Source organism: Streptomyces sp. NPDC001920 (assembly GCF_053594495.1).
Genome location: NZ_JBSFEP010000001.1, coordinates 125,229 through 136,898 on the forward strand (window position 1 = coordinate 125,229; position 11,670 = coordinate 136,898).

The following is an 11,670-nucleotide window of genomic DNA, read 5'->3' on the forward strand; positions in this document are numbered from 1 at the left end:
GGAGTGCGCGCAGGCCCGGCCGTGACCGGTGACGCAGATCGCGTTGTTCGCTGCCACGTACCGCACGCTAGGTGCCGTGGGCGGGCGCGTACAACCGAATTGCACCGGCGCGACGGGCGGCCGCGCGGCTCACGCCCTACGGCGGCCGGCTCGCACCGGCACGGCCTCAGCGCTGGTACCGCGCCAGCACCAGGTTCCCGTCGCGCTCCAGGCGCTCGCGCAGCTCCCCGAGTCCGATCGCTCCGCTGTAGTACTCCTGGAAGGCGGGCGTGGCCACCTTGTCCTTCCACTCGGGATAGCCCCGGACGGACTGCGCGGGCGCCGGGCGCAGATGCTCGGCGAGGGCCGTCCCGGTGGCCCAGTCGTGCTCGGAGGTGTGCAGGGCCGGGTCCTTCAGCGCCTCGGTCCCGGTCGGCAGCATCCAGTCGCCCAGCGCCAGACGCACCATGTTCTTCGGCCGCAGCAGGAAGTCGATGAACTCGGCTGCCTCCCGCTGGTGCGGGCTGTCCTCGGCGATGGACAGGGTCTGCGGGCTGACACCCTGCGCGAGGCCGTCGGCGCCCGCCGGGGCGGGCAGCACCTGCCAGTCGAAGCCCTTCGGCGCCTGCTGCACGATCTGCTGGCGGTAGGAGAAGCCGAGCGGCACCATCGCGTACCTCCCCCCGAAGAAGCCGGGCAGGGTATCGGCGCCACCGCTGCCGAGCGTCGTGGGTGAGGCGCTGCGGTCGGTGTTCGCCTGGTCGTGGATCGTGCGCGGCACGACCTGGTCCTCGGTGCCGAACCGGATCGTCACCTTGCCGTCGGCGTCCCGGTGGAACAGCTGTCCGCCGGCCGACAGGGACAGGTTGAGGGTGGCGGAGACGGGCTCCTTGAGCGGCCAGGCCACGCCGTACCGGCCGTTCCCGCTCAGCCGCTCGGTGATCTCCCGGAACTCCGCCCAGCTCCAGGGGTGTTCGGGCGTGGGAACGCGTACCCGGGCCCGCTTCAGCCACTCGGCGTTGGCGACGAGCACACGTGGCTCCTGCAGGAAGGGCACACCGTAGACCCCGTCGCCGAAGGTCGTCGTCTCCCAACTGCGCTGCGGAATGTCGGACTTCAGCCGCTCGGGCAGCAGGCCGGTCAGGTCGGCGAGGTAGCCGCCGTACGCGAAGTCCGCGAGATCGTCCGAGGCGTCATGGATGATGTCCGGGGCCTCACCGCCCTCGAAGGAGGTGAGCAGCTGGTCGTGGACGCTGTCCCAACTTCCCTGGACGTACTGGACCTTGACATCGGGATGGCCGGCGTTCCACTCCTTCACGAGTGCTTTGCCGGCCTCGACGGACTCCTCCTGCCAGGCCAGGGACTGGAAGCGCAGAGTGATGGGCCCGCCGGAACCCCGGTCGTCGTCGCCGGTGCATCCGGCGAGCAGCAGGGCGAGGACGGCGACGAGGGCCGACAGCGGTCTCGTACGCATCAGCTCTTCACCGCCCCGGCGAGCATGCCGCCCGTGATCCGCCGCTGGATGAGCGCGAACACCACCAGGGAGGGCAGCGTCGCGAGGAACGCGGCGGCGGCCAGCGGGCCGAGGTCGGCCACTCCCTCCGCGCCGATGAAGTGGGTGAGGACGACCGGCAGGGTCTGCTTCTGCGGTGTCTTCAGCAGGACGAGCGCGAAGAAGAACTCGTTCCAGGCGGTGACGAACGCGAAGAGTGCCGTCGCCACGATCCCCGGCGCGAGCAGCGGCGCGGTCACCGACACCAGGGTCCGCACCCGCCCGGCCCCGTCGACCGCCGCCGCCTCCTCCAACTCGGTCGGCACGGCGCGGACGTATCCGGTCAGCATCCACAGCGCGAACGGCAGCGCCCACACGACGTACACCAGGATCAGCCCCGGCACGGAGTTGATCAGCCGCAGGTTCTTCAGCACCAGGAACAGCGGAATGATCACCAGCACGAGCGGGAACGCCTGGCTGACCACCACCCAGCCGGTCGCCACGCGCGTGAGCCGGGTGCGCCGGCGGGCCATGACATAGGCCATCGGAGTCGCGAGCAGTACGGCGATCAGTGCGGCGCCCAGCGCGGCGACCAGGGAGTTGAGGGCGGCGTGCAGCAGAGGCTGTTCGTCGAAGGCCTGACGGAAGTTGGCGAGCGTGGGGTCCTTCGGGATCCACGTGGGGTGCAGACTGCCCAGTTCACGGGGTGGCTTGAAGGCGGTGGAGATCAGCCAGAGGAAGGGGAAGGCGAGGAAGAGGAGATAGGCGAGCAGGGCGGCGTACTGACCGGCGCGGCCGGTCCGGCTGGTCCTCACGCGTCGTCACCTCCCCGGAGCCGGCCCACCAGGAACAGGGCGAGACATACCGAGATCACCGCGACCATGACGCATCCCATGGCCGCGGCGTAGCCGAACTGCCCGTAGCGGAAGGCCTCTTCGTAGGCGAAGAGCATGGGCAGCCGGGTGCGTCCGCCGGGGCCGCCGCCGGTGAGCACGTAGACCAGGGCGAAGGAGTTGAAGTTCCAGATCAGGTTGAGTGCCGTGATGGAGAGGGCGACCGGCCTGATCGCGGGCCAGGTGACCGTGCGGAAGCGGCGCCAGGCACCGGCGCCGTCCACGGCCGCCGCCTCGTGCAGTTCGCGCGGGGTGTTCTGCAGGCCCGCGAGCAGGGCGACCGTCGTGGTCGGCATCCCGGCCCAGATCCCTACGACGACCACGGCGGGCAGGGCGGTGCCGAGCCCGCTGAGCCAGTCGCGGCCGTCGCCGAGTCCGAGGCTCCGGAGCGTCTCGTTGAGGATGCCCGCGTCGGGGTTGTAGACCAGCCGCCACATGACGCCGACGACGACCTCGGGCATCGCCCAGGGCACGATCGCGAGGGCGCGGGCCAGCCATCTCAGGCGCAACTCCTGGTTGAGCAGCAGGGCGAGGCCGAGCGCCAGCAGGAACTGCGGCACGGTGACCCCGACGGCCCAGACCAGTCCGATCCGGAACGACTCCCAGAACAGGGTGTCCTCCAGCAGGTCCCGGAAGTTGAGACCGCCGATCCACCGGGTGGGCTGGGTGCGTCCGGACTGGGCGTCGGTGAAGGACAGCAGGATGCCGTAGAGCAGCGGTCCGACGCTCAGGACGAGGATGGGGATGAGCGCGGGCAGCACGAGGAACCAGGCGCCGTGGTCCGCGACCCTCCGGCGCCTGTCCGCGTCGGGCGCCTGCCCCACCGACCTCTCCGCCTCGGTCACCGATGTCACGTGATCAGCCCCTTTTGCGCAGCCCGGCTGGGACGGCCCCGTCATGGTCGTGAAGGGGCTGTGCCCCGTCAAGGCCGGACGCACACGGTCCGACCTGTGGGAATGCGACACTGTCGGGCGAGTGGCGGGATCAGGACGCCCGCATGCGGTGGGATCAGGACAGTCGGCCGACGGGTGGCCGGCGCCTGGGTACGGATCGACGCGGCGGCGGGCCGGGCGGAACACGGAGGCGGACGATGGACGAGGCGCGGGCGCGGGACGTACTGGCCGCGGCGGGAGTACTGCCCGGTCCGGCGCGGGACGCCCGTCTGCTCGCCCTCGGTGAGAACGCGGTGTTCGCCGCCGGTGACCTGGTCGTCAAGGTGGGCCGCGACGCCGAAGTCCTGGACCGGGCGCGGCGCGAGCTGGACATCGCCGTGTGGCTGGCCGGCGCGGGCGTTCCGGCCGTGCGGGCGGCCGGGCCCGAGGCGCTGCTGGTCGAGGGGCATCCGGTGACCGTGTGGCACCGGATGCCCGATCCGGTACGCCCCGCCGAGCCCCGGGATCTGGCCGAACTCCTACGCCTGGTGCACGCCCTGCCCGCGCCCTCGTTCCCGCTGCCGCCGCGTGAGTTGCTGGGAGGCGTGGAGCGATGGCTGCGGCTCGCCGGTGACGCGATCGACCCGGCCGACGCGGCGTATCTGCGGGAGCGGCGGGACGGGTTCGCGGCGGCCGCGGCCGGGCTGACGCCACGTCTGGCGCCGGGCCCGATCCACGGGGACGCGTTGCCGCGCAATGTGCACGTCGGGCCGGACGGTCCGGTGCTGATCGACCTGGAGACGTTCTCGGCCGATCTGCGGGAGCACGACCTGGTGGTCATGGCCCTCTCCCGGGACCGGTACGGCCTGCCCGCTGCGGCCTACGAGTCGTTCGTCGAGGCGTACGGCTGGGACGTCCGGGGCTGGGACGGCTGCGCGGTGCTGCGGGGCGCACGGGAGACGGCCAGTTGCGCCTGGGTGGCGCAGCACGCGCCGAGCAACCCGAAGGCCCGGGTCGAGTTCGAGCGGCGGGTGGCCTCGTTGCGGGACGGGGACGAGGCGGTGCGGTGGTATCCGTTCTGAGCGCCTGTTACCGCACGGGCCAGGCGACTTGAGCCGCCGGGGGCCCGGACCGTTCGCTCCGGTCGTCGCGCGCCGGGCCATGGTGTGGCGACGGTCCTCGGGCGCGGCAGCTGAGTCGGCCGGCTTCGCGTTGCCGGACGGCCGCAGGGGTCAAGTGGCGGGGCCCTCGGTCGCCCGCGCGCCCGGGGCGGTCGCGTCCCGTTCCCGGATCGTTCGCGCGGCGCGGCGCAGCTCGGCCAGGACCGTGCGGATCGCTGTGCGGGCCGTGCGCTCGGGGCGGTAGAGGGCGTCGATGTGGCGTCTGGCCTGGACCCCGCTGAGGGGTCTGAGGACCAGGGCGGGATGGGGGCGCATCGTCCAGCGCGGCATCAGCGCGATGCCGCCCCCGGCGGCCACCACCTCGGACACCACCGCGAACTCGTTGATGCGGTGGGCGAGACGGAGTCGGCGGCCGGCCGCCGCGGCGACGGCTTCGATGACCGCGAGGACCGGGAAGCCGTCATGCACGGTGATCCACGGCTCGTCGGCCACATCGCGCGGGGTGACGCGGCGCTTGGCGGCCAGCGGATGGCCGGCCGGCATCGCCACGTCCAGCGGCTCACGCAGCAGCGTCGACGCGGCCACCGTGTCCGGCCAGGGCGGGGCGAAGTCCAGCCGGTGGGCGAGCACGATGTCGTACTCCCTGGTGAGCCGGGGGAAGTCCTCCTGCGGTACGTCCTCGTCGGCCAGCCTCGGCACCGGTCTCCCCGGTCCGGCCAGCTCACGGAGCAACAGCGGGAAGAACGCGGCGCCCGCGCTGTGGAACGCCGCCACGGACACCTCCGCGTCCGGCCGCTCGACGAACTCCTCGACCGTGTGCCGCGCCCGCGCCAGCGCCGTCTCCACGTCCACGGCCGCGGCGGCCAGCGCCTGCCCGGCGTCGGTCAGCGCCAGTCGGCGTCCCTGCCGCTCGGTGAGCGGGACCGGGAGGGCGCGCTGCAGCAGCCGCAGCTGCTGCGAGATCGCCGAGGGCGTCACCAGCAGCGCCTCGGCGACCGCCGTGACACTGCCCAGTTCGCCGAGTTCCCGAAGGATCCGCAGCTGCCGTTCGTCCATGGCCGCAGTCTAGGCCGACGATGTAGCGCAACTGAATGATCGTTTTAGAAGGTGGTACTGGGCTTCAAGAACGTCTCCGGTGCACCGTGGAGCGGTGTCCGACGTCCGCCGTACCGATGCGGTACTCCTCCTTGTCGCGCTCGTCTGGGGTTCCAGCTACCTGTCCGCCCAGACGGCCACCGCCGCGCTCCCCGTCCTGCTCGTGCTGTTCGCCCGCTACGCCCTCTCCGCGACGGCCTGCCTCGGCGTCGTCGCCGCGCGGCGGCGCGGGCCGCGCCGGTGGACGCGAGACGAGTGGCGGGCCGGTGTGCCCCTGGGCGTGACCCAGGCCGCGGTCCTGCTCGTCGAGACGTACGGCGTGGCCCACACCAGCGCCGCCAACGCCGGACTCATCATCAGCCTGACCATCGTCCTCACCCCGCTCCTCGACCGCGGTGGCCGGCGCGGGCCGCTGCCTCCCGCCTTCTTCGTCGCGACCGGTGTCTGCACGGTGGCCGTCGGGCTGCTGATGTCCGGCAACGGCTTCCAGGCCCCCCGCCTCGGTGACCTGCTGATGCTCGGTGCCGCGGTGGTCCGGGCCGCCCATGTCGCGCTCGTCGGCCGCCTCACCGTGGGGCGGGCCGTCCGGCCGCTGCACCTGACGACCGTGCAGACCCTCGTCGGCACCGCCCTGTTCCTGCCGGCCGCCGCAGGGGACCTGCCGACGCTGGCCCACGCGGAACCGGCGACCTGGGCGCAGCTGCTGTATCTCGCCCTGTTCTGCAGTGTGTTCGCCTTCCTCGCCCAGACCTGGGCCGTGCAACGCACCTCCGCAAGCCGGGCCAGCCTGCTGCTGGGCACCGAGCCGGTCTGGGCCGTCGCGGTGGGCGCGGCCCTCGGCGGTGAGCACCTCACGCCGCTCACCGGCCTCGGGGCGGCCCTGATGGTCGCCGGCACCTACTGGGGTCAGGCGGTGGAACGCGCCCACCGGAACGCACCGCACCCCCGGCCCTCCCCGGTCCGCCCTTCCGACCTCGACAAGGACTCCCCATGCCCGACCACACCCGTCACGACACCTACGACCACCTGATCTTCCTGCTCGACTCCTGCCACGTCGACTACCGCCTCCTCGACCACGAACCCGAGGGCGCCACAGAGGCCGTCTGCGCGCTGCGCGGGCACCCGGCCTCCGAGGCCGCGAAGTGCCTCGTGCTGCGGGTGAAGGTGGACCGTCGCACCACCCGGCATGTCCTCGCGGTCGTCCCCGGTGACCGGCGCGTGGACCTGGACGCCGTCCGGACGCTGTTCGCGGCCCGCTACGTCGGTTTCAGCGATCCCGGTACCGCCGAGCGGCTCGCGCGCGCAGTCCCCGGCACCGTCCTGCCGTTCAGCTTCGACCCGGAGCTGGAACTGGTCGCCGATCCTGACGTCGTGGCCCGGCCCAGGCTGTACTTCAACGCCGCCCGGCTCGACCGCTCGCTGCTCATCTCCGGTGCCGACTACGCGCGGTCGGCCCAACCCCGCGTCGAGCGCATCGCGGCACCGGCGACCGCCTCCGGTCAGGCGCAGGCGCAGGTGTAGGTGTAGGTGTAGGTGTAGGGGTGGCGGGGTCGGCGGGCCCCGGACCGGTCGGCTCGGCGGACGGGTCGCGCCGTCGGACGACGGGAGTCGTGGGCCGTCAGTGCGTCTCGCCCGCCACCGGCTCCCCCAGCGGCTGCCCGGCCGGCTCCCTGAGCGGCCACGTCCCGTCGACCACCGCGGTCGGGTCGCCCTTGCGGCGCAGGAAGTTCTGGAAGTCCGCCGCCCACTCGGCGTACCACTCGATCTGGCGGCGGTGCAGCTCGGCCGGGCCAAGGGTCGCGATCTTGGGGTGTCGGGTGGCTATGGCGCAGGCCAGACGGGCCGCGGCGAGGGCATCGGCGGACGCGTCGTGCGCGGAGTCGAGGACGACGCCGTACTCCCGGCAGACCGCTTCGAGGTTGCGTTTGCCGCGGCGGTAGCGGTCGGCCCAGCGGTCGATGGTGTACGGGTCGATGACCGGAGCGGGGGCGAGGCCACCGAGGCGGTCGCGCAGGGACGGCAGTGCGTACCGTCGCAGTTCGGCGGAGAGCAGGCTCAGGTCGAAGGCCGCGTTGTAGGCGACGACCGGTACGCCCGTCTTCCAGTACGCCGTCAGGACGTCCGCGATGGCATCGGCCACCTGGTCGGCCGGGCGGCCCTCCGCCGTCGCGCGCTCGGTGCTGATCCCGTGGACCGCCACCGCGTCCGCGGGAATCTCCACCCCGGGATCCGCCAGCCACTCCTTGTGACCCAGCGGCTGCCCGGCCCTGACCTCGATCACGGCGCCTGTGACGATGCGCGCCTCGCGCGGGTCGGTCCCGGTCGTCTCCAGGTCGAAGCCGATCAGCAGCTCACGGTGCCAGCCCATGGGCGGTCCCCCTTCTTGGTGGTGCGTTCCCCCAGTGGTCTCCACCTTCCCATGGGCCACTGACAATCAGAGGACCGCATTCCGCTTCCATGTCGACACCAGTCCACGAGACGGTTCGGGACCGGACGGTTCAGGACACCGGCCTCGAATCCGCCCACATCAACTCGAACTCCTCGCGGTATGTGGGGAAAAGCCCACCTTCGTCGATCTCGTCCGACTTGACCAGTCTGCCGGCGTTGCGCAGCACCAGGACCGGGGCCTCCAGTCCGCGTGTCCGCCGCAGATAGGACTGCACGACCGCGATGCCGTCGGAACCGTCGCCGTCGACGAGATACGCCGTGAAGCGGGGCGTCTCGTCGAAGACCTGGATCTCGAAGGCGCCCGGGTCCCGCAGCCGGGACCGCACCCGGCGCATGTGCAGGATGTTCATCTCGACCGCGCGGCTCAGCTCGCCTCGCTTGATGCCCAGTTCACGCTCGCGTCGCTTGACCGCGCTGGAGGCCGGGTTCAGGAACAGCAGCCGTACCCGGCAGCCGGTCTCGGCGAGCCGTACCAGTCGCCGCCCGGAGAAGTTCTGCACGAGCAGGTTGAGGCCGATGCCGATGGCGTCGAGACGGCGCGCCCCACCGAAGATGTCCTCGGCCGGGAACCGGCGCAGCAGCCGGACCCGGTCGGGGTGCACGGCGACCACGTCGGCGTACCGGTCGCCGACCAGGTCCTCGACGGCGTCGATGGGCAACCGCCGGGCGGACGGGACGTCGCCGCCGGCACCGAGGACCTCGATCAGACGCGCGGACGCCCGCTCGGCCTGGTTGAGCACCGCCTCGGACAGGGCCCGGTTGCGTGAGACCACGTTGCGGGCCACTTCGAGTTCGTCCAGCGCAAGTTCGACATCGCGGCGGTCGTCGACGTACGGCTCGAAGCACGGCCAGTGCTGCACCATCAGCTCACGCAGCTGCGGCAGCGTCAGGAAGCTGAGGACGTTGTCGTCGGCCGGGTCGAGCAGGTAGCCCTTGCGACGGCTCACCTCGCGGACGGCGACCGCGCGGTTCACCCACTCCTGGCCGGCCGGGCCGGCCGCCGCGACCACCCAGTCGTCGCCGTGGACCGGTTCGTAGATGGGGCGCAGCACCGCGGCCACGACCGCGCGCAGCCGCTGTTCGACGAGGTTCAGCCAGATGTACGCCCGGCCGGCTCGCTGGGCGCGCGTACGCACCTCGCGCCAGGAGTCGGTGTCCCAGTCCAGCTCCGGGCCGATGGAACTGGTCTCCATCGGCCTGGCCAGGGACACCGCACCGGGTGGGACCTCTGTGGAGCCCCCCTCGTGACCCTCGTCACCAGGGGGCAGCTCCAGCCCTCCCGAGCCCACCCGCGCACCGCCTTCCGCTCCCCCGAGCACTTCCCGTCCCAACGATCAAGGAAGGGTACTCCGGGAGCGGTCGGCGGTGCAGCCGGATGGACAGGGTCGTTTCTCAACTACGCGGACGCCAGTGCCCGTTCTGCCAGGCGAGCTCGCTCGGAGTGAGCGGATTCATAGCCGTCACGTCCCGCGGGACGATGGAGAATCCCTGCCAGTGGACCGGCATGGGCTGCTGGTCCTCGTCCCTGGCTATGTGGTGGAAGCCCACGTTCGTCCAGACGATCGGGTGCGTCAGCGCCTGACCGCCGACCCACTTGTCGACGGACTTGGGATGGGTGTCCCCACAACCCGGGTTGTGGGTGGCGAACTTCTCGCACTTGTTGTACTCGGTGACGTACACGTCGTGCTTGGTGTAGCTGCGGCCCGGGTACTTGGTGCTGACGCCGGGCACGATCTCGTACGAGCGCGCGTGGCCGTCCTTGTTCTTGCCGGTCGCGCTGACCATGCGCCACCAGCGGTACGCCTTGGCGTCGCCCGCGAGCTCCTTGGTGACCTTGGTGCGGGTCGTCTTGGTCGTCGGGGCGCGGTCGCCGGCGGTGGGCGCGCTGACCGCGGAGTCGTACTGCTCGACCTTGTTCTTGGTGGAGCCGTCCAGGCCGAAGTCGAGCCGCCAGAAGACGTTGTGGCTGTGGCTGGTGGCCTTGGCGCGGTCCCCCTTGCCGATGGGCCAGCCACGGCCGTCACCGGCGTCGTAGTCGTCGTAGGAGAGGCTGCCGGTCGCACCGACGTTCATGGTGACCGTGCCGTCGTCCTGGAAGCGCCACTCGGTCATGTACTCGTACCAGCCGACCTGGTTGACCGTGTAGACGAGCAGGTCCTTGCTCTGGGCCTGGTAGACCTTGTTCGCGCTGTCGCCCTGCATGCGGTAGGCGTGGCCACGCGCGCGTGTCGTCGTGCACAGGCCCTTGACGTTCGCGTTCTGCGGGTCCCATGCCTCGGGGACCTTGACGGACTTGATGGTTCCGCCCGGGCACTCGCTCGGCGCCAGGGTCATGAGCCCCTGGGCGAATCCGAAGCCGGTCAGGTCGTCGTACTCGACGCTTCCGTCGTCGTACGGGACGTGGATCTGGCCGAGCCTGGCGCTGTTGAGCACCTTGATCGGCTGGGCTTCCCCCTTGGGCTGGTAGGAGATCTTTTCCAGGACGAGCCCGGCCTTGCCGTCGTAGCGCCAGCACATCCGCCAGGTCGTACCGCCGGTGAGCTTCTGCTCGATGCGGTAGGCGTCGCTGCAGTCGGCGGCCGGCGCCGGGGCGGCCTTCGGCTGGGCCGAGGCGGATCCCGCGCCGGTCGTCGCGCCGGCCGCCAGGGCCGCCAGGGACAGGCCTACGGCCGCGCCCTTGCGGGCACGACTCATTCTGTTCACGCGCATGAAGAAATGACTCCCTTACAGGAGGTGCAAGTACATGAGATGCGAGTTGGAAAAGCGAACGGAGGCGTCTCAGCCGATGTCGAGCCTGGCGACCTTGCGGGCGCTCAGGTCGATCACGAAGGACCGGGCGTCGATCCAGGGCCCGTTCTTGACCTTCGGGAAGAGCCGCACGCACCGGTGGTCGCCGCACTTGTCGAGGACGGCGGGCTGGGCGCCCGCGACTGCCCGGTACACGGCGCCGTTGAGCAGCAGCTGGTCCGGCGAGGTGAGTTCCTTGCCGGTGGCGTCCTTGTAGTCCGCCTTCATGTCCGCGCCCAGCGGGTCGGCGATCAGCAGCTTGGCCGCCTCGGCGTACTCGGCACGGCTCAGCGGCGGCTGCACGCCACGCTCGGTGGTGGTCTGCTCGACCTTCCCGGTGTCGAGGTTGACGGTCCGGGTGACGAGCGCGTCGGCCTTGTAGTCGTAGAACGTCACCTCGGCCCGACGCGGTGCGTCAGCCCTGTCCGTCTCGTCGGCCTCCGCCTCCGCGAGGTCGACGCCGATGCGCTGCGGGCCGCGCTCCCCCTCGACGTTCTCGCCGGCGCTGCGCATCCGCGGGCTCGCGGCAAGCTCGGCGGCCCGTTCCATCTCGTCGTCGGTCAGCGGGTCGTTGCCCGTGCCCTTGTCCCCCTCGGTCGGGGCCTCTTCGACGACGCCGGGCGGCGCCGCGCCGGCTCCCTGCCCCTGGGCGGCCTGCTGGGCGGCCCGACCACTGTTGTTTCCGCCGTTGTCATCGGCCCCCGCTGTCCCCGGCAGGGTGATTCCGACCATCACGGCGGTTCCGGCCACCGCGATGGCCGTACCTGCCACCACCTTGCCCAGATGGCGGCGCATCATCTCGCGCACATCTTCCCCTTACTCCCCCAAACGTCCCCGGGAGTACCTGTTGGCCCCACACTGGTTCGGCATACCGCGTATGCACTGGTCGACCGGTAAGAGGGACGTAAGTCATGGGTGGTTGCCTCACTTTCGGGGAGACTCGACTTCAAGGCTCCCCCGACGGCGCGCTCGAACTGAAAGAG

At 71.5% G+C, this 11,670-nt stretch carries 11 protein-coding genes; 3 read left to right on the forward strand and 8 right to left on the reverse strand.

From position 1 onward, the window contains the following. Positions 1-166 precede the first annotated feature (166 nt). Genes ACWCPI_RS00495 through ACWCPI_RS00505 form a run of 3 tightly spaced genes read right to left on the reverse strand, consistent with a single transcriptional unit; the run spans position 167 to position 3,218 of the window. The gene (locus tag ACWCPI_RS00495; protein WP_451035989.1) at positions 167-1,453 is read right to left on the reverse strand and encodes an ABC transporter substrate-binding protein; all 1,287 of its coding nucleotides are present in this window, start codon (positions 1,451-1,453) and stop codon (positions 167-169) included. Continuing rightward, complete coding sequence (locus tag ACWCPI_RS00500; protein ID WP_451035990.1) at positions 1,453-2,286, reverse strand: carbohydrate ABC transporter permease; 834 nt, start codon at positions 2,284-2,286, stop codon at positions 1,453-1,455. Before ACWCPI_RS00500 ends, ACWCPI_RS00495 begins: the two co-directional genes overlap by 1 nt. Continuing rightward, a complete protein-coding gene (locus ACWCPI_RS00505) occupies positions 2,283-3,218 on the reverse strand; it encodes a carbohydrate ABC transporter permease (RefSeq protein ID WP_451035991.1) in 936 nt (311 codons plus the stop codon). The genes ACWCPI_RS00500 and ACWCPI_RS00505 overlap by 4 nt, the downstream gene beginning before the upstream one ends. 236 nt (positions 3,219-3,454) lie before the next feature. Between ACWCPI_RS00505 and ACWCPI_RS00510 the strand changes: the two genes are divergently transcribed. Then, a complete protein-coding gene (locus ACWCPI_RS00510; protein ID WP_451035992.1) occupies positions 3,455-4,318 on the forward strand; it encodes a phosphotransferase enzyme family protein in 864 nt (287 codons plus the stop codon). 150 nt (positions 4,319-4,468) lie between these two features. Here the strand turns inward: ACWCPI_RS00510 and ACWCPI_RS00515 are convergent, their stop codons facing one another. Continuing rightward, entirely contained in the window at positions 4,469-5,413 is a 945-nt protein-coding gene (locus tag ACWCPI_RS00515) for a LysR family transcriptional regulator (RefSeq protein WP_451035993.1), read from the reverse strand. Positions 5,414-5,507: 94 nt separating this feature from the next. Between ACWCPI_RS00515 and ACWCPI_RS00520 the strand changes: the two genes are divergently transcribed. Both ACWCPI_RS00520 and ACWCPI_RS00525 read left to right on the forward strand, forming a co-directional pair. Beyond that, positions 5,508-6,482 (forward strand): DMT family transporter, encoded by a 975-nt coding sequence (locus tag ACWCPI_RS00520; protein ID WP_451035994.1) that lies wholly within the window; start codon positions 5,508-5,510, stop codon positions 6,480-6,482. Continuing rightward, entirely contained in the window at positions 6,443-6,973 is a 531-nt protein-coding gene (locus ACWCPI_RS00525) for a YbaK/EbsC family protein (RefSeq protein WP_451035995.1), read from the forward strand. The genes ACWCPI_RS00520 and ACWCPI_RS00525 overlap by 40 nt, the downstream gene beginning before the upstream one ends. Positions 6,974-7,070: 97 nt before the next feature. On the opposite strand, the gene ACWCPI_RS00530 is transcribed toward ACWCPI_RS00525, so the two are convergent. The 4 genes from ACWCPI_RS00530 to ACWCPI_RS00545 form a co-directional block, all read right to left on the reverse strand. Beyond that, positions 7,071-7,820, reverse strand: coding sequence for an exonuclease domain-containing protein (locus tag ACWCPI_RS00530; RefSeq protein WP_451035996.1), 750 nt, complete (start codon positions 7,818-7,820; stop codon positions 7,071-7,073). Between the two features lie 130 nt (positions 7,821-7,950). Further along, positions 7,951-9,189 (reverse strand): SAV2148 family HEPN domain-containing protein, encoded by a 1,239-nt coding sequence (locus ACWCPI_RS00535; protein ID WP_451036343.1) that lies wholly within the window; start codon positions 9,187-9,189, stop codon positions 7,951-7,953. Positions 9,190-9,292: 103 nt separating this feature from the next. Then, positions 9,293-10,609, reverse strand: coding sequence for a copper amine oxidase (locus ACWCPI_RS00540; protein ID WP_451035997.1), 1,317 nt, complete (start codon positions 10,607-10,609; stop codon positions 9,293-9,295). Positions 10,610-10,678: 69 nt separating this feature from the next. After that, positions 10,679-11,494: a Tat pathway signal sequence domain protein gene (locus tag ACWCPI_RS00545; RefSeq protein WP_451035998.1), complete on the reverse strand. Its 816-nt coding sequence runs from the start codon at positions 11,492-11,494 to the stop codon at positions 10,679-10,681. Positions 11,495-11,670: the final 176 nt, after the last annotated feature.